The 16190-nt window shown below is 52.2% G+C and carries 19 protein-coding genes, 1 other RNA gene and 1 pseudogene; 13 read left to right on the forward strand and 8 right to left on the reverse strand.

Annotated elements, in window-relative coordinates:
- Positions 1-34 precede the first annotated feature (34 nt).
- The 5 genes from OGV98_RS15145 (at position 35) to amtB (ending at position 5994) form a co-directional block, all read left to right on the forward strand.
- Positions 35-493, forward strand: coding sequence for an Lrp/AsnC family transcriptional regulator (locus tag OGV98_RS15145; RefSeq protein WP_003021649.1), 459 nt, complete (start codon positions 35-37; stop codon positions 491-493).
- Between the two features lie 44 nt (positions 494-537).
- Entirely contained in the window at positions 538-2310 is a 1773-nt protein-coding gene (locus OGV98_RS15150) for a SmdA family multidrug ABC transporter permease/ATP-binding protein (protein ID WP_016149705.1), read from the forward strand.
- Positions 2303-4081 (forward strand): SmdB family multidrug efflux ABC transporter permease/ATP-binding protein, encoded by a 1779-nt coding sequence (locus OGV98_RS15155; protein ID WP_071698334.1) that lies wholly within the window; start codon positions 2303-2305, stop codon positions 4079-4081. Before OGV98_RS15150 ends, OGV98_RS15155 begins: the two co-directional genes overlap by 8 nt.
- A gap of 256 nt (positions 4082-4337) precedes the next feature.
- The gene (gene glnK, locus OGV98_RS15160) at positions 4338-4676 is read left to right on the forward strand and encodes a P-II family nitrogen regulator (RefSeq protein WP_003021657.1); all 339 of its coding nucleotides are present in this window, start codon (positions 4338-4340) and stop codon (positions 4674-4676) included.
- A 31-nt stretch (positions 4677-4707) separates the two neighbouring features.
- Positions 4708-5994 (forward strand): ammonium transporter AmtB, encoded by a 1287-nt coding sequence (amtB, locus tag OGV98_RS15165; protein ID WP_003835936.1) that lies wholly within the window; start codon positions 4708-4710, stop codon positions 5992-5994.
- Positions 5995-6044: 50 nt separating this feature from the next.
- Here amtB and tesB read toward each other — a convergent pair whose 3' ends face one another.
- Positions 6045-6905: an acyl-CoA thioesterase II gene (tesB, locus tag OGV98_RS15170; protein ID WP_003835934.1), complete on the reverse strand. Its 861-nt coding sequence runs from the start codon at positions 6903-6905 to the stop codon at positions 6045-6047.
- 212 nt (positions 6906-7117) lie between these two features.
- Between tesB and OGV98_RS15175 the strand changes: the two genes are divergently transcribed.
- Entirely contained in the window at positions 7118-7687 is a 570-nt protein-coding gene (locus OGV98_RS15175) for a YbaY family lipoprotein (protein ID WP_003021666.1), read from the forward strand.
- A 31-nt stretch (positions 7688-7718) separates the two neighbouring features.
- Here OGV98_RS15175 and OGV98_RS15180 read toward each other — a convergent pair.
- A pseudogene (locus OGV98_RS15180) lies at positions 7719-8108 on the reverse strand (MGMT family protein).
- A gap of 84 nt (positions 8109-8192) precedes the next feature.
- Between OGV98_RS15180 and ffs the strand changes: the two are divergent.
- The 3 genes from ffs (at position 8193) to OGV98_RS15195 (ending at position 8955) form a co-directional block, all read left to right on the forward strand.
- Positions 8193-8289, forward strand: an RNA gene (ffs, locus tag OGV98_RS15185) — signal recognition particle sRNA small type.
- 199 nt (positions 8290-8488) lie between these two features.
- Positions 8489-8740, forward strand: a complete 252-nt coding sequence (locus OGV98_RS15190; RefSeq protein WP_003021699.1) for a hypothetical protein — start codon at positions 8489-8491, stop codon at positions 8738-8740.
- Positions 8737-8955 (forward strand): hypothetical protein, encoded by a 219-nt coding sequence (locus OGV98_RS15195; protein WP_003021701.1) that lies wholly within the window; start codon positions 8737-8739, stop codon positions 8953-8955. The genes OGV98_RS15190 and OGV98_RS15195 overlap by 4 nt, the downstream gene beginning before the upstream one ends.
- A 59-nt stretch (positions 8956-9014) precedes the next feature.
- On the opposite strand, the gene yczR is transcribed toward OGV98_RS15195, so the two are convergent.
- Positions 9015-10442, reverse strand: coding sequence for a MocR-like transcription factor YczR (gene yczR / locus OGV98_RS15200; protein WP_202580718.1), 1428 nt, complete (start codon positions 10440-10442; stop codon positions 9015-9017).
- An 87-nt stretch (positions 10443-10529) separates the two neighbouring features.
- On the opposite strand from yczR, the gene yczE reads away from it, so the two are divergent.
- Positions 10530-11159 (forward strand): membrane protein YczE, encoded by a 630-nt coding sequence (gene yczE, locus OGV98_RS15205; RefSeq protein ID WP_286551661.1) that lies wholly within the window; start codon positions 10530-10532, stop codon positions 11157-11159.
- Between the two features lie 64 nt (positions 11160-11223).
- On the forward strand, positions 11224-11577 hold the full coding sequence (locus OGV98_RS15210; RefSeq protein ID WP_003831033.1) for a DUF1428 domain-containing protein: 354 nt from the start codon (positions 11224-11226) through the stop codon (positions 11575-11577).
- A gap of 51 nt (positions 11578-11628) precedes the next feature.
- On the opposite strand, the gene pdeB is transcribed toward OGV98_RS15210, so the two are convergent.
- Positions 11629-13182 (reverse strand): cyclic di-3',5'-guanosine monophosphate phosphodiesterase PdeB, encoded by a 1554-nt coding sequence (pdeB, locus tag OGV98_RS15215; RefSeq protein WP_003835927.1) that lies wholly within the window; start codon positions 13180-13182, stop codon positions 11629-11631.
- Between the two features lie 188 nt (positions 13183-13370).
- On the opposite strand from pdeB, the gene OGV98_RS15220 reads away from it, so the two are divergent.
- Both OGV98_RS15220 and ykgO read left to right on the forward strand, forming a co-directional pair.
- A complete protein-coding gene (locus OGV98_RS15220; protein ID WP_003021719.1) occupies positions 13371-13631 on the forward strand; it encodes a type B 50S ribosomal protein L31 in 261 nt (86 codons plus the stop codon).
- Between the two features lies 1 nt (position 13632).
- Positions 13633-13773, forward strand: a complete 141-nt coding sequence (ykgO, locus tag OGV98_RS15225) for a type B 50S ribosomal protein L36 (RefSeq protein WP_005125190.1) — start codon at positions 13633-13635, stop codon at positions 13771-13773.
- A 77-nt stretch (positions 13774-13850) separates the two neighbouring features.
- Here the strand turns inward: ykgO and OGV98_RS15230 are convergent, their stop codons facing one another.
- The 4 genes from OGV98_RS15230 to tomB all read right to left on the reverse strand — a co-directional run bounded on the left by OGV98_RS15230 (position 13851) and on the right by tomB (position 15791).
- On the reverse strand, positions 13851-14321 hold the full coding sequence (locus tag OGV98_RS15230; protein ID WP_003021724.1) for a YlaC family protein: 471 nt from the start codon (positions 14319-14321) through the stop codon (positions 13851-13853).
- Between the two features lie 116 nt (positions 14322-14437).
- Complete coding sequence (gene maa / locus OGV98_RS15235) at positions 14438-14989, reverse strand: maltose O-acetyltransferase (RefSeq protein ID WP_138828274.1); 552 nt, start codon at positions 14987-14989, stop codon at positions 14438-14440.
- Positions 14990-15170: 181 nt separating this feature from the next.
- Entirely contained in the window at positions 15171-15389 is a 219-nt protein-coding gene (gene hha, locus OGV98_RS15240; RefSeq protein ID WP_002892050.1) for a hemolysin expression-modulating protein Hha, read from the reverse strand.
- 27 nt (positions 15390-15416) lie between these two features.
- Positions 15417-15791 (reverse strand): Hha toxicity modulator TomB, encoded by a 375-nt coding sequence (gene tomB, locus OGV98_RS15245; protein ID WP_003021733.1) that lies wholly within the window; start codon positions 15789-15791, stop codon positions 15417-15419.
- Positions 15792-16190: the final 399 nt, after the last annotated feature.

Raw genomic sequence — 16190 nt, forward strand, 5'->3', positions numbered from 1 at the left:
ATGTAAGTAGAAAATTCTTCTCTGTGGAGTGGATATGCTAGACAAAATTGACCGTAAGCTGCTTGGCTTACTGCAACAGGACTGCACCCTTTCTTTGCAGGCGTTAGCAGATGCCGTTAATCTGACTACCACTCCCTGTTGGAAACGCCTCAAACGGCTCGAGGATGACGGTGTTCTGCTGGGCAGAGTCGCCTTGCTGGATCCGGAAAAACTGGGGCTGGGCTTAACCGCGTTTGTGCTGATCAAAACTCAGCATCACAGCAGCGAATGGTATTGCCGCTTTGTCACTGAAGTGACCGGAATGCCCGAGGTTCTGGGGTTCTGGCGTATGGCAGGGGAGTATGATTACCTGATGCGAGTGCAGGTCGCTGATATGAAAAGCTACGATGAATTTTATAAGCGCCTGGTGAACAGCGTACCGGGCCTGTCTGACGTCACCTCCAGCTTTGCCATGGAACAGATTAAATACACAACTGCTCTCCCTATTGAATAATTCTCCCGGCGCTTATTGCCGGAAATTTTGTCAGGACATAACGCGTGCGATTATTTGCTCAATTAAGCTGGTACTTCCGCCGGGAGTGGCGTCGCTACCTCGGGGCGGTGGCCCTGCTTATCATCATCGCTATCCTTCAGCTTATTCCGCCGAAAGTGGTGGGGATCATTGTGGATGGCGTAACGACACAACGCTTCACCACCGAGCGGCTGCTGATGTGGGTGGGAACCATTGCTCTGATCGCCGTGGTGGTTTATTTACTGCGCTATGTCTGGCGCGTGCTGCTGTTTGGCGCATCCTACCAACTGGCAGTTGAGCTGCGGGAAGATTATTACCGTCAGTTGAGTCGTCAGCATCCAGAGTTTTATCTGCGTCACCGCACGGGCGATCTGATGGCGCGTGCAACTAACGATGTTGACCGCGTGGTATTCGCCGCCGGGGAAGGCGTACTGACGCTGGTAGATTCGCTGGTCATGGGATGTGCGGTGCTGATCGTGATGTCAACGCAGATAAGCTGGCAACTTACGTTGATTGCGCTGCTGCCGATGCCGGTGATGGCGATAATGATCAAACGTTACGGTGATCGACTCCATAACCGCTTTAAGCTGGCGCAGGCGGCGTTTTCCAGCCTCAACGATCGTACTCAGGAAAGCCTGACCAGTATTCGTATGATCAAGGCCTTTGGTCTGGAGGATCGGCAGTCGGCATTATTTGCCGCTGATGCTGAAGATACAGGTAAGAAAAACCTGCGCGTGGCGCGCATTGACGCCCGCTTTGATCCCACGATTTATATCGCCATTGGGATGGCTAACCTGCTGGCGATTGCCGGGGGAAGCTGGATGGTGGTTCACGGTTCGCTGACGCTCGGCCAGCTCACCAGCTTTATGATGTATCTCGGTCTGATGATTTGGCCGATGCTGGCGCTGGCATGGATGTTTAACATCGTCGAGCGCGGCAGCGCCGCGTATAGCCGAATTCGCGCCATGCTGGCAGAAGCGCCGGTAGTGGATGACGGTACTGAACTGGTGCCGGAAGGACGCGGCGAGCTGGCGGTAGCGATTCGCGAATTTTGTTACCCGCAAACCACCCACCCGGCGCTGGAAAATGTGAATTTTCAGCTTAAACCAGGGCAGATGCTGGGCATCTGTGGTCCGACCGGCGCGGGGAAAAGTACGGTGCTGTCGCTGATCCAGCGTCATTTTGATATCACCCAAGGCGATGTACGCTTTCATGATATCCCATTAACGCGCTTACAGCTGGATAGCTGGCGCAGCCGACTGGCGGTTGTCAGCCAGACGCCATTCCTGTTTTCCGATACCGTCGGCAATAACATCGCCTTAGGACGCCCGCAGGCCACCCAGGCAGAGATCGAGCATGTGGCGCGCCTTGCCAGCGTTCATGAAGATATTCTACGTCTTCCTCAGGGCTATGACACCGAAGTGGGCGAACGTGGGGTGATGCTGTCTGGTGGACAAAAACAGCGTATTTCTATCGCCCGAGCGCTACTGCTGAATGCTGAAATCCTGATTCTGGATGATGCGTTATCGGCGGTAGATGGTCGTACCGAGCATCAGATCCTGCATAACCTGCGTCAGTGGGGCGAAGGCAGAACCGTGATTATCAGCGCCCACCGTTTATCGGCTCTGACGGAAGCCAACGAGATTATCGTGATGCAGCATGGGCATATTGCCCAGCGCGGTGAGCATGAATCTTTAGTGCAACAGCCCGGCTGGTATCGCGATATGTACCGCTATCAGCAACTGGAAGCGGCACTGTCTGATGCGCCAGAAATAAACGAGGAGGCGGCTAATGCGTAGTTTTGGGCAACTATGGCCGACCCTGAAAAGATTGCTGGCGTATGGTTCACCATGGCGAAAACAGTTGGCGATTGCGGTAGTTATGCTGTGGGTGGCGGCTGCGGCGGAAGTCAGCGGTCCGCTGTTGATTAGCTATTTTATCGATAACATGGTGGCGAAGAACAATCTGCCGTTGGCGATGGTTGTCGGGCTGGTTGCGGCCTATGTCGGTCTGCAACTGCTGGCGGCAGGCCTGCATTACGCGCAGTCGTTGTTGTTTAACCAGGCGGCGGTTGGCGTCGTACAACAGTTACGCACTGACGTAATGGACGCTGCGCTACGCCAGCCGCTCAGCGCCTTTGATACTCAGCCCGTCGGGCAGCTTATCTCACGTGTGACCAATGACACCGAAGTTATTCGCGACCTGTACGTGACGGTGGTCGCAACGGTCCTGCGCAGCGCGGCCTTAATCGGTGCCATGCTGGTGGCGATGTTCAGCCTCGAGTGGCGTATGGCGCTGGTGGCGATGGCCATTTTCCCGGCGGTGATGGTGGTGATGGTGATTTATCAACGCTACAGCACCCCGATTGTGCGTCGGGTGCGCGCTTATCTGGCGGATATTAACGATGGCTTTAACGAAGTCATCAACGGCATGAGCGTTATCCAGCAGTTCCGCCAGCAGGCGCGATTTGGCGAGAGAATGGGGGAGGCCAGCCGCTCGCACTATATGGCGCGTATGCAAACCCTGCGACTGGATGGCTTTTTGCTGCGCCCGCTGCTGAGCCTTTTCTCGGCGCTGATCCTCTGCGGTTTGCTGATGCTGTTCAGCTTTACCTCTGGCAGCTCCATTGAGGTTGGCGTGTTGTACGCGTTTATCAGCTACCTCGGTCGTTTGAACGAGCCGCTGATCGAGCTGACCACCCAGCAATCCATGCTACAGCAGGCGGTTGTCGCCGGCGAGCGAGTGTTCGAACTGATGGACGGGCCTCGTCAGCGCTATGGTGACGATGATCGACCGCTGAAGAGCGGGGACATTGAGGTGGATAACGTTTCATTTGCCTATCGTGACGACAATCTGGTGCTGCAAAATATCTGTCTGTCCGTGCCTTCGCGCAGCTTTGTAGCCTTGGTCGGACACACCGGTAGCGGCAAAAGTACGCTGGCCAGTCTGCTGATGGGTTACTACCCGTTGACGCAGGGCGAAATCCGCCTTGACGGACGTCCGCTGTCTTCTCTGAGCCACAGTGCGTTACGTCAGGGCATCGCGATGGTGCAGCAGGATCCGGTGGTGATGGCGGATACCTTCCTGGCAAACGTCACGCTGGGTCGTGATATCTCAGAAGAGCGGGTATGGCAGGCTCTGGAGACTGTGCAACTGGCAGCACTGGCGCGGGGGCTGAGCGAGGGGATCCATACCCGGCTGGGCGAGCAGGGCAATAATCTCTCCGTTGGGCAGAAACAGCTGCTGGCGCTGGCGCGGGTATTGGTGGAAACGCCGCAGGTACTGATCCTCGATGAAGCCACGGCCAGTATTGATTCCGGTACTGAACAGGCCATTCAGCACGCGCTGGCGGCGGTACGTGAACACACCACGTTGGTAGTGATTGCACATCGGTTATCGACGATTGTCGATGCGGATACCATTCTGGTGCTGCATCGCGGGCAGGCGGTTGAGCGTGGTACGCACCAGCAACTACTGGCGGCGCAAGGCCGTTACTGGCAGATGTATCAGCTTCAACTGGCGGGTGAAGAGCTGGCGGCCAGCGCACATGAGGATTCGGTTATCGCCTGATGGTGCTGCGCTTATCAGGCCTACGGTCAACGCGGTTTTGTAGGCCGGATAAGGCGTTTACACCGCCATCCGGCAATCAACAATCTGGTGCAAAAATGTAACGCACTATGCACCGTCATAGTGCGTTTTTTCTTTTTCTCCCCCAGCAATACCCTGCAAGCCTGAATTATTCCGCGTTTTTCATTCCTGGCACACCCCTTGCAATATTCCTCTCGTGTATCTGCAGCCACTACTGAATTCTGACTGGAGGGGATCTATGAAGCTGGTTACCGTGGTAATCAAACCGTTCAAACTGGAAGACGTCCGTGAAGCACTGTCGTCTATTGGTATTCAGGGGCTGACCGTCACCGAAGTGAAGGGCTTTGGCCGACAGAAAGGTCATGCTGAGCTGTACCGTGGGGCTGAATATAGCGTCAATTTTCTGCCAAAGGTGAAGATTGATGTGGCGATTGCCGACGACCAACTGGATGGCGTGATTGATGTCATCAGTAAAGCGGCATACACCGGAAAAATTGGCGACGGCAAAATCTTCGTCGCCGAGCTGCAACGTGTGATTCGTATTCGTACCGGCGAAGCCGACGAAGCCGCACTGTAACTTCTGGCACACAGTGATAGGAAACCAAAAAATGAAGATAGCAACGATGAAAACAGGTATTGCTTCACTGGCGCTACTGCCGGGACTGGCAATGGCGGCACCGGCGGTTGCGGATAAAGCAGATAACGCTTTTATGATGATCTGTACCGCGCTGGTGCTGTTTATGACTATCCCTGGCATTGCGTTGTTCTACGGCGGTTTGATTCGCGGTAAGAACGTGCTGTCGATGCTGACTCAGGTGACGGTGACATTCGCTCTGGTTTGTATTCTATGGGTGGTTTATGGCTACTCACTGGCATTTGGCGAAGGGAATAATTTCTTCGGCAACTTCAACTGGGTATTGTTGAAGAACATCGCGCTGACGGCGGTCACGGGGAGCTTCTACCAGTACATTCACGTTGCTTTTCAGGGTTCTTTCGCCTGCATCACCGTTGGGCTGATTGTCGGGGCGCTGGCTGAACGTATTCGCTTCTCTGCGGTGCTGATTTTTGTAGTGGTATGGTTAACGTTGTCGTACATCCCCATTGCCCATATGGTCTGGGGCGGCGGCTTGCTGGCTTCCCACGGTGCGTTGGATTTTGCCGGCGGAACAGTCGTGCATATCAACGCGGCGATTGCCGGTCTGGTTGGTGCGTATCTGATTGGCAAACGCGTCGGTTTTGGCAAAGAAGCCTTTAAACCGCATAACCTGCCGATGGTCTTCACCGGTACCGCTATTCTCTATATTGGTTGGTTTGGCTTTAACGCCGGTTCAGCGGGAACGGCGAATGAGATTGCCGCACTGGCCTTCGTCAATACCGTGGTCGCCACCGCCGCAGCCATCCTCGGATGGATCTTCGGTGAATGGGCGCTGCGTGGCAAACCGTCCCTGCTGGGCGCGTGTTCTGGTGCTATTGCGGGTCTGGTGGGGGTAACACCGGCATGTGGCTATATTGGTGTCGGCGGCGCGCTGATTATTGGTGTCGTTGCGGGACTGGCTGGCCTGTGGGGTGTGACCATCCTGAAGCGTATTCTGCGCGTGGACGATCCGTGTGATGTGTTTGGCGTGCACGGCGTGTGCGGCATTGTCGGCTGCATCCTGACCGGGGTGTTCGCTGCCAGCTCTCTGGGCGGCGTGGGCTTTGCCGAGGGCGTGACCATGGGGCATCAGCTGCTGGTGCAACTGGAAAGCGTGGCGATTACCATCGTCTGGTCCGGTGTGGTGGCTTTCATTGGCTATAAGCTGGCGGATATGACGGTGGGTCTGCGTGTACCGGAAGAGCAGGAACGCGAAGGTCTGGATGTGAACAGCCACGGCGAGAACGCTTACAACGCTTGATGTTTCAATCTGCCGGATGGCAACGCTTTTGCGCCGCCATCCGGTAATTCTCAATTACGATTACGCATTACCCCTTCCTGCACGGTAGAGGCGACCAGCACGCCGTCCTGCGTATAAAACTCCCCGCGTACAAAACCCCGGGCACCGGAGGCCGAAGTACTCTCGACGTTATACAACAACCACTCATTGATATTGAACGGACGATGGAACCACATGGAGTGGTCAATGGTGGCGATCTGAATCCCTTTTTCCAGGAAACCAATTCCGTACGGCTGCAGCGCAACAGGCAGGAAGTTCAGGTCTGAAGCATAACCCAGCAGATATTGATGGACGCGCAGATCGTCCTGCAGCTCGCCGTTTGCGCGGATCCAAACCTGGCGCGCCGGAGGTGCGACGTGACCTTTTAAGGGGTTATGAAATTCAACCGGACGCACTTCCAATGGACGATCGTTGATAAATTTTTCTTTCAACAGCGGCGGCAGCAAATGCGCCACTGAGCGGGCAATTTCTGTTTCTGATTTAAGCTCATCGGGACTCGGCGCATCCGGCATGGTTTTCTGATGTTCAAATCCGTCTTCCGGCGCCTGGAAAGAGGCTGTCATGTAAAAAATAGGTTTACCATTCTGGATTGCGGCAACGCGGCGCGCGCTGAAGCTATTACCATCACGCAGGACTTCTACATCATAGATGATGGGCTTTTGGCTATCGCCGGGGCGTAAAAAGTAGCTGTGAAAGGAGTGGACCAGACGCTCTTCTGGTACGGTTTCCTTTGCGGCATATAGCGCCTGACCGACAACCTGTCCCCCAAAAACCTGACGTAACCCTAAGTCTTCACTTTGGCCCCGAAAGAGTCCTTCTTCAATTTTTTCCAGATTTAACAATGTCAGCAAATTTTTCAGCGCCAGACTCATACGTGCTCTCCAGGTTATATCGTTCTCGCAGCGAGGTAGGCAGAGTATAACGCAATTTTGAAAGTGGTCCGATGGGTGCAATTGTCTGAATTAAAGGCCTATTACAGGCAAAAACAGCTATCTTGTGCCACACTTAGTCACGTTATGTTTTTGTTAACCACTCTTCTGGCGAGGAAAGTTCTCGCTGGTGCATAGATGAAAAGGAGAATTTAATGAAACTCGTGCACATGGTAAGTGGTTTAGCGGTTGCGGTCGCTCTGGCAGCTTGCGCCGATAAAAGCGCGGATATTCAGACACCTGCGCCAAGCCCTAATACGTCAATTGCTGACACACAGTCTAAAATTCAGCAGCCTAATGTCTCCGGTACAGTATGGATCCGCCAGAAAGTGGCCTTGCCACCTGATGCGGTGCTGACCGTAACGCTGTCAGATGCTTCACTGGCCGATGCGCCGTCAAAAGTGCTGTCGCAAAAAGCGGTCCGTACTGAAGGTAAACAAGCGCCATTCAGCTTTGTATTACCGTTTAACCCGGCTGATATTCAACCTAACGCCCGTATTCTGCTAAGTGCGGCAATTACGGTTAATGACAAACTGGTCTTCATTACTGATACCGTGCAGACGGTCATCAATCAGGGGGGGACAAAAGCTGACCTGACGCTGGTCCCTGTACAGCAAACGGCAGTACCGGTTCAGGCGAGCGGTGGGGCTGCCACCACGGTGCCGTCAACGTCACCAACCCAGGTGAATCCGTCTTCTGCCGTCCCTGCTCCCACACAGTACTAAGGCAGTCGTAACCCTCTCCGCCCAGAGAGGGTTAGTACACCCAGCGATAGCGCTGTAAATCGATCTGTCCGCTTCCTGAAACCACTACTCCTTCAGCCAGCAACGCCTGGCGCTGCCGTTGCAGGTCGGGGCCTGTCAGCGAAATGGCACCATGACGATTAACCACCCGATGCCAGGGCAAAGTGCTGCCTTCGGGGAGACGCTTAAGCACGCCGCCTACCTGGCGCGCAGCACGCGGCGAACCGGCAAGCCTGGCAACATCGCCATAGGTGGTGACGAAACCTTCGGGGATCGACGCGACGATTTGCCAGACGCGTTGGGGGAAAGTGTCTTGTATATCCATCATTTATTCCTGCGCTAATCCTCCAGCATAATGCTGAACGGCGAAGGAGTGAAGCCGCATTGCACAAGAAAACAGCATCCGATGCTGGATGGGTTGCAATTACAGGGTGCAGCAGTGATAATGCGCCTGCGCGTTGGTTAACAACGCTCTCAATGGGGGCTCTGTTGGTTCTCCCGCAACACTACTCTGTTTACCAGGTCAGGTCCGGAAGGAAGCAGCCAAGGCAGATGACGTGTGTGCCGGGATGTAGCTGGCAGGGCCCCCACCCAATTCTGCCGTCCGGCAATTTTCCTTCTGCTTATCTTCTTTTCTTTGTCATCGTATTGTCATTTTAATGTCATCAAATGCTGTCAATGTGTTTCGGGGATGTTATTTGATGCTTTTGCCGCCGCCATCGCACTGTAACGACAGGGGTCTTACATTCGGTGTGTTTTGGCTGACCACAAGGATTTTCTACGATGTCGACCGCTGTATTGAATGTCAAAATTGATGAGGCGCTAAAAGAAAAGCTTCGCCATTACGCTGAAGTGCATAGTGAAAATTTAAGTATCGCGACGGAAAAACTACTGCTGATCGCGTTTTCCGCCGTTGAAGAGGCGGGAGTCTCCGCTGAGGATATCGATAGCCAGCATACGGAAGAATCCGTGGTTGAAGCACTGACTCCTAAAGAAATCAAAGCATTGCGAAGACTACTGAAGAAGAAAAAATGAAACAACAACCGCTCTCAACCGCCTGTAATTATGGCGAAGCCTGTGAAATGCTGCGTTCCGGTTATGTGAAACATGTTCGTCTGAGCTGGAACGTCGGCAGCGATGAGTTCTTCCGTATTGCCTCCGACTGGTGTGATGCCGGGGCAAAAATTAAGAAAGACGGTGAGAATTTCGTGATTTCTCTGAAGGGGTTTCCGGTTCCTCCTCAGCGGTAATATTGCCGGGACATCCTCGTCCATCACGGCATTCAAGGACGAGTCCTTTGACTCGTCGTTTAGATTATTTTACGTATTTTCCCGCTGCTGGCCTGCAAACGCAGGTTATCCCAAATGGGTTGCAACACCCGGAAGGCGGCACGCGTTGTGTCATCCGGTAATGTGAAGGGCATACGCAAAAAGCGGTCAAATGCACCATCAAGACCGAAACGCGTACCGGTTCCCAACTGAATGCCTGCGATTTCGGCGCGCGTAGCGAATAGCGTTGCCAGCGTATCGGGCAGTTCAACCCAAAAAGAGAGTCCTCCCTGTGGCTGGGTAAACTGCCACTCCGGGAAATGCGCGTTCATCAGGTCCGAGCACAGATCTCGCTGCGATGTGAGTAGCCGTCTTCTGTCAGGAAGAAAGTCGGCGGCATTATCCAGCAGCCAGCTGGTGGCGAGTTGTTCAAGCACCGGGGAGCCTAAATCGAAGGTGTCGCGAGTTTGTACCAGCGCCGCAATGGTTCGCGCCGACGCCCGAATCCAGCCCAGACGTAATCCTCCCCAAAAGCTTTTCCCGGCAGATCCCAGCAGGATGATCGGCGCATCGCGGTTGAATGCGGCAAGCGGCGGTGGTGGCGGGGTGTCATACCACAGGTTCACCATGGTCTCATCAATCACCAACGTGGTGCGGGTCCTTTCAGCAATATCTGCCACGACCTGGCGAGTTGCAGCGTCCATGCAACGCCCGGTCGGATTGTGAAAGTCCGGCATCAGATAGGCCATTCTCGGTGCGGTTTGCGCGATGGTGGCGACCAGACCTGCCGTATCCCAACCGTGTTCGGGCAGCGACACACCGACGGGACGACATGATGCACCTTGAATCGCGGCAATCGCCAGCGGATACGTGGGATGATCGACCACCACGCGATCGCCTGGGCCGGTGAGTAAACGCAGGATCAGCGCCAGGCCACTGACCGCGCCGTTCACGACCATAATCTCATCGGGCTGCGTCGGGAGTCCGCGTTCGCAATAATGCCGGGCGATGGATTCACGCAAAACCGCCAGTCCCTGTGGTAGATACCCGGAACTCAGCAAATGCTGCGGCATCGCAAACAGCGCTTGTTGGTAAGCATGGTGAATTTCGGGACCTGCACTCAGCGCCGCCGTGGACAAATCCAGCGCTGTACCGGTACTGGTTCGTGTAGGCACATGACGAATGTGTTCCGGCAGGATCACCCGTGAGCCGCTCCCATGACGGCTTTCCAGATATCCCTCTTCACGCAGTTGCGCCATGGCGCTGGCGACGGTGGTTCGGCTCACTTGCAGAACGGCAGCGAGCTCGCGTTCGCCGGGTAAGCGACTATCCAGCGCCAGTCGACCATCAAGGATCAGCAGACGTAACGCTTCTGCCAGCTGTCGCCAGATGGGCGTTCGTGAGGGGTTTTCCTGCCAGTGTCCGAGCAGGCGCTGCAAAGACTGGCTTCCGTAACGGCGTGATGACATAGCAGTCCACTTTTTGAAAACTGGACATTAATCATAGTGCCAATTGCGGTGATGATGAAAGTTATCTGAGAGTGAGAGGGGAAAAGCATGCTGCGTCGTTTACTTCAGCTGTTCATCGGGCTGACGCTGTATGGTGTGTCGACGGCGATGTTTGTCCGTGCCGATTTAGGGGCCGATCCGTGGAACGTGTTTCACCTGGGCGTGGCCAATTTATTGTCGATGAATATTGGCGTGGTGATCATTGCCGTGGGTGTGTTGGTACTGCTGGCGTGGATACCGCTGCGCCAGCGTCCAGGGTTTGGCACGTTGAGCAACGTGATTATGATCGGGCTGGCGGCAGATGCCGTGCTGCTGGTGATTCCGGGATTTGAATCCCTGCTGGCGCGCAGCGGGCTGTTGGTGTCAGCGGTGATCTTGAATGCGTTAGCAACCAGCCTGTACATTGGTGCCGGTTTTGGCGCCGGTCCGCGTGATGGTCTGATGACCGGTATCCACGCACGTACCGGCTGGCCAGTACGACGAATTCGAACCGCAATTGAAGTGTCGGTGCTGCTTATCGGTTGGTTGCTGGGAGGAACAGTGGGGGTTGGTACGGTGCTGTATGCCTTGGCTATCGGACCGCTCATTCAGCTTTGCTTGCCGTGGTTTCGCCATCAGCCGCAGGCACGTATTCGCATCAAGAATACGCCTGGGGCGCGATCGACTGCTGGCGACTAAACTTAACCTCGACTGACGCGGCCGGAATCGGCTTGCCGCGCAGTACACTTCGGAGGTTTTTCTCATGAAGTATGTTGATGGCTTTGTGGTTGCCGTACCCGCTGAAAACAAGGAGGCGTACATTGCGATGGCGGCAAAAGCAGCTCCGCTTTTCAAGGAGTTCGGTGCATTGCGCGTGGTGGAGTGCTGGGCAGATGATGTCCCCGACGGCAAATTGACCGATTTTCGCATGGCTGTGAAAGCGCAGGATCATGAAGAAGTGGTATTCAGCTGGATTGAATACCCTTCCAAAGAGGTCCGCGACGCGGCGAATCAGAAGATGATGTCCGATCCCCGTATGAAGGAATTCGGTGAATCTATGCCATTTGATGGCAAGCGAATGATCTACGGTGGATTTGCGCCCATTATGGAAGAGTGATGTGACTGGCTGTGCGGCGTGCCGCCAGCCATCTCAACATCAACAGCCATGTTAAAGCCGTTTTTCTGCCCACAGTATAAATTCCGTTTTCGGCAGCGCTTTGCTGTAAAGCCAGCCTTGACCGTACTGCACTCCGTGCTTGCGTAGCCAGGTTTCCTGATTCTCGGTTTCGATACCTTCCGCCACCATCTCAAGTTTCAGCGCTTTTGCTATCTCGATGATATGCGGCGTGACGTTGTTGTACTCCAGTGCATCGACGAACGATTTGTCTATCTTCAGGATGTCTACATCCAGATCCTGCAAATAACTCAGGCTGGAATAGCCGGTACCAAAGTCATCAATATAGATTGAATGACCCGCCTGACGGTATTTGGCAATAAACGGCGCGCTGTTTTTTGGGTCAGCAAATTCGCGTTCAGTTAGCTCCAGCGCGATTTGCGCAGGCTTAAGTTGCCAGTGGTTCACCTTCTGGCTTAACAGGGCTGGAAGCGTTTCGGAGGACAGATCGGCTGACTCAAGGTTGATGGATATATGCTGCTCAGGATGCTGACGCAGCCATTTGCCTAAATCTTCAAATACGCTTTCAATAATCAACCGGGTGAGGGACTCTGTCAGCCCGGTTTCATGCGCCAGCGCGACGAAAATTTCAGGTGACAGATAACTCCCATCGGCCTGCTGCCAGCGAGCCAGCGCCTCTGCCCCAACCACTTTCCCCGTTTTGAGCGAGATAATTGGTTGATAGTGGACTTTGATGTCCCGATGCTGGATAGCGTCCTGCAACTGATGATGGGGCGACTGTAAGCGGCGCAAAATACGCAAAACAAAGGCGGCGGTGAGCAAGCCGATAAGAATGCCTGCCGGGAGCCAGATCAGTGCCTGCCGGTGCCAGGTTTTTTGCAATGGCAGGGTAGACGCCCAGGTTACGATCGTGATGCCCAACTCAGGAAAGGGGCGGGCGTTATAAATGCTGCCATCTTTGTTAAAATGGGTAATCGATCGTTCTTGCTGTATATGCTGCAAAACGTCCGATGGCAGATCGGCGCTACTGGCAACCACGACGTTGCGCATGGTGCCAATGATAGTCACTTCAATCGGCCATGAGCCAAACGGGATGACGTCAATGAAAGAACCCGGATCGACCATCACAATATAATGTTCGCTCCCTAATGCTGCCATAAAGCGCTTGATGCCCAAATCATTTTGCGTGGTAAGCCATGCGCGATATCCATCAGGAGTGACTTTCATTGCGGGTGGAAATGCGTCTGCCTGGCTTCTTTTTTCCAGAGATGAGCATTGCGGAACGTTATCTTTGAGGTACAGCACTTCCTGAATATAGCGATAGCTATATGACAAACGACGCATTTCCAGCAGATGCTCATCACTACAAGGCACCCCCTGAAATGCTTCAATATGGCGTAATGCTTTTTTCGCCTGCTCGCCTACGCGTTCCGTACGTAATGCGACTCGTGTTGAGAACATGTCGAGTTCATCGATAAATTTCGTTTCGACCTGACGATGTGCAAGCCACAGGCTTAAACCTACAGGCGCGAGGATGGAAAGGAACAGTACCCCAGTCACCAGGCTTATCAGATGTCGTGTTGTCACAGTGATATCCTTATTTACACAGCGTAGGGAAAGTATATCCGAAACCCCGAAAAGCTATTCGATTGACATCATATATTTACGGCCACTTATCATCCCGTTTAACTCCCTGTAGCGTAAATCAGATTGTGGTTTGTACAAGAGTGGTGTATTTTGTTGGTTATGTTATAACGTAACAAATTGAGGTTGCCATGAAACCGGATATTCATCCTTTTTACCGTACCGTGGTGTTTCACGATACCAGTGCCAATGAATTCTTTAAGGTCGGTTCGACCATTAAGACGGAGCGTGAAATTGAGTTTGAGGGGGAAATGTACCCGTACGTGACCCTCGATATATCTTCTAAATCGCATCCGTATTATACCGGGAAACAAAAAACCTTTGATAATGAAGGTAGTGCAGCACGTTTCCAAAAACGTTTTGGTCATTTTATTGGCGTTAAGCGGGGTTAAAATGCAGGTACTCAATTCACTTCGCAGTGCAAAACAGCGCCATCCTGACTGCCAGATAGTAAAACGCAAAGGGCGTTTGTACGTTATCTGCAAAACGAATCCGCGCTTTAAAGCAGTACAGGGGCGTAAAAAGAGACGTTAGTTTCTTTGCCAGCATTTCAGGGATTAAAGTGCGTTGCCTGGGCTGGAACGCACTTTTTTATCTGCGTTGAGATACCGTTACTGGGTGGTCTGGGCGCGGGTAAGCGTAAAGACATCGTAAAACGAGAGTTCGCCTTTGCGCGATATCATCTTTTGCAGCTGTGCTTTATGTTCGCTATCCACGGACGGTGAGTGCAGGATAGTATCGATGAGCGAGGAGGGGACAAAGCGCGTGTTGTACCATTCTCCGTTATAGCAAACTCTAAAATCCAGAACGTCGATATCTTCAAAGCGGTACCGTGGCGCAACGTCGAAAAAGAAAAAGCCGTTGAGTACAACGAACAGCACCACCAGCAGCCATACTGAATCGACTAACGTTTCTGACTGTAGCATCACCGCCAGCGTGGCAAACCAGGCAACATACATGCCGATAAACAGCCCTGGGTGTTTGCGAATGAAGCTGATGCTAAAGCGCGGTTTGTTGTCGCGCTTCTCGCGAATATTTAAGTCGTCGATTGTTTCAGTAAGCAGGCGCTGTATTTCTGTCATCTCTTGCCTTCATGATATCTGCAAAATTCAGGAGGGATCGCCCTATTTTAAAAGGGGATACCCTTTTAAGAAAGTAACAGATTAACCGCAATTTAGCATAACAGTTACATTTAAGATCACAGCGTTTTGATGATCCTTGCGGGATTGCCCCCAACCACGGTGTTTGCTGGAAAGCTTTTAGTGACTACTGCGCCTGATGCCACAACCACGTTATCGCCCAGCGTGACGCCAGGATTGATCACTGCACGGCCACCTATCCAGACATTATTGCCGATAGTCACGGGCTTTCCGAACTCAAGGCCACTGTTGCGCTCGGTAGCATCCAGCGGATGGGTCGCGGTATAAATATGAACGCCAGGTGCCAGCATGCAGTTGTCGCCAATATGAATTGGACAGACGTCGAGCATAACGCAGTCGAAATTAGCGTAAAAGTCTTTACCAAGATAGATGTTATAACCGTAATCACACCGGAAAGAGGGTTCAATATAGGCACCCTCACTCTGACCTAACAGATCATGCAGGATTGCCTGACGCTCATTTTTTTCATCGGGAGCGGTGAGATTGTAGCGATGGATCAACTGACGAGCGCGTAGTCGGTCACTGCGCAGCGTTTCATCTGCCGGGCGATAGTATTCGCCGGCGATCATTTTTTGCTTTTCATTACGCATTACGATTTCCCTGTGTACTGAAGGTTATTTCAGCACAGTAAAACGTAATGCAAGCAAGGGGAACGTTCCCGCTTCTTTGCTGTGATCATAGTCACGTGATTTGAATTAAATAACCATTGTAAATACGAAAATGGTTAGCCAGACAACTGTGCCGCTATACCTGACTTAACCTTGAGTGCAATTAGCGAATGAATTTCCAAACAGAAGTTGGGATCTTGTCGTAAAGCTTATTCATGGTCAATTCAGCAAGGCGATGATCTGCTGCTGAGTAAAATACAGCCAGTTCGTTGTCGGACAATTCATATTTATTTTTTTCAATAACGCGCTCTAGCGTATCAATTGTCTGGCAACGTCGCAGGCGCATCAAATAATCTGTTTTAGTTAATGGTTTATCGGACATAACTCTTACCTATGATTGTAATAATTTTTAACAAGACAAACTAACAGGATTAGCCCTGGTGGCATTGACAAAACAGCGAAACAGTCGATTACCTGACTTCCGCCATTTCTGCAGATCCTGCGTATTAATACCATAACTGCTGAACAACATAAAAGTGTCATCCAGGTATTCATCTATCTGCGCGATCAGCTTATTGTCCTCATTGTACTTAATTTTATAATTAAGTGCGAAGGTTGCAATATGCTCTATCAGTTCATTGAGCTGCAAGCTGGTTGCAGAGGTAGGGTCATTAACCCAGCCATGGTTACTTTGTTCAAGGTTTGCAAGACAGTCATGATACAGAGTTTCGCAGAGAAATTTAAGCTGCGCGATATCATGTCTTTTGGGTGAGTATTCATCCATAACGCATCCCCTTCTTAGTGGCTTAAACTAACCGAACACCTTTCGGGATGGATACAACAACTACCTGGAACTTGCCCGCGACTCCTGATGATTTAACTATAATCTACTCTAAAAAAGATTTCATCGTCATATCACGAAAAATTACAATTATGTAAAATTATGATGCTACGTCATTTTTACATTTTAACAGATAAATGCCGCAATTCGAAATGGGACAATTTCTTTATTCTTCGGGCAATCATCGGGTTATCTTGTTTAGGTTTAGCAACGAAAGGCAACAACCGACAATGAAAACCAGTGGATAGGATTAATCTTAATATTTATTAAAGTAAATAAGAACTCTCGCTGTTTTTTTAAGAATAGCCTTTAAGGCTGCAAGGATTATATCGCTTATTTACC

The organism is Citrobacter sp. Cf136 (assembly GCF_030333815.1).
Lineage (GTDB): Bacteria > Pseudomonadota > Gammaproteobacteria > Enterobacterales > Enterobacteriaceae > Citrobacter > Citrobacter freundii.

Excerpts from the sequence above, each read along its gene's own strand:
- OGV98_RS15190 (WP_003021699.1), top strand. The coding sequence starts at position 8,489 with ATGTCGACCGCTGTATTGAATGTCAAAATTGATGAGGCGCTAAAAGAA.
- OGV98_RS15155 (WP_071698334.1), top strand. The coding sequence starts at position 2,303 with ATGCGTAGTTTTGGGCAACTATGGCCGACCCTGAAAAGATTGCTGGCG.
- tomB (WP_003021733.1), bottom strand. The coding sequence starts at position 15,791 with ATGGATGAATACTCACCCAAAAGACATGATATCGCGCAGCTTAAATTT.
- hha (WP_002892050.1), bottom strand. The coding sequence starts at position 15,389 with ATGTCCGATAAACCATTAACTAAAACAGATTATTTGATGCGCCTGCGA.
- ykgO (WP_005125190.1), top strand. The coding sequence starts at position 13,633 with ATGCAGGTACTCAATTCACTTCGCAGTGCAAAACAGCGCCATCCTGAC.
- glnK (WP_003021657.1), top strand. The coding sequence starts at position 4,338 with ATGAAGCTGGTTACCGTGGTAATCAAACCGTTCAAACTGGAAGACGTC.
- OGV98_RS15175 (WP_003021666.1), top strand. The coding sequence starts at position 7,118 with ATGAAACTCGTGCACATGGTAAGTGGTTTAGCGGTTGCGGTCGCTCTG.
- OGV98_RS15210 (WP_003831033.1), top strand. The coding sequence starts at position 11,224 with ATGAAGTATGTTGATGGCTTTGTGGTTGCCGTACCCGCTGAAAACAAG.
- amtB (WP_003835936.1), top strand. The coding sequence starts at position 4,708 with ATGAAGATAGCAACGATGAAAACAGGTATTGCTTCACTGGCGCTACTG.
- yczE (WP_286551661.1), top strand. The coding sequence starts at position 10,530 with ATGCTGCGTCGTTTACTTCAGCTGTTCATCGGGCTGACGCTGTATGGT.
- yczR (WP_202580718.1), bottom strand. The coding sequence starts at position 10,442 with ATGTCATCACGCCGTTACGGAAGCCAGTCTTTGCAGCGCCTGCTCGGA.
- OGV98_RS15230 (WP_003021724.1), bottom strand. The coding sequence starts at position 14,321 with ATGACAGAAATACAGCGCCTGCTTACTGAAACAATCGACGACTTAAAT.
- OGV98_RS15195 (WP_003021701.1), top strand. The coding sequence starts at position 8,737 with ATGAAACAACAACCGCTCTCAACCGCCTGTAATTATGGCGAAGCCTGT.
- maa (WP_138828274.1), bottom strand. The coding sequence starts at position 14,989 with ATGCGTAATGAAAAGCAAAAAATGATCGCCGGCGAATACTATCGCCCG.
- OGV98_RS15145 (WP_003021649.1), top strand. The coding sequence starts at position 35 with ATGCTAGACAAAATTGACCGTAAGCTGCTTGGCTTACTGCAACAGGAC.
- tesB (WP_003835934.1), bottom strand. The coding sequence starts at position 6,905 with ATGAGTCTGGCGCTGAAAAATTTGCTGACATTGTTAAATCTGGAAAAA.
- OGV98_RS15220 (WP_003021719.1), top strand. The coding sequence starts at position 13,371 with ATGAAACCGGATATTCATCCTTTTTACCGTACCGTGGTGTTTCACGAT.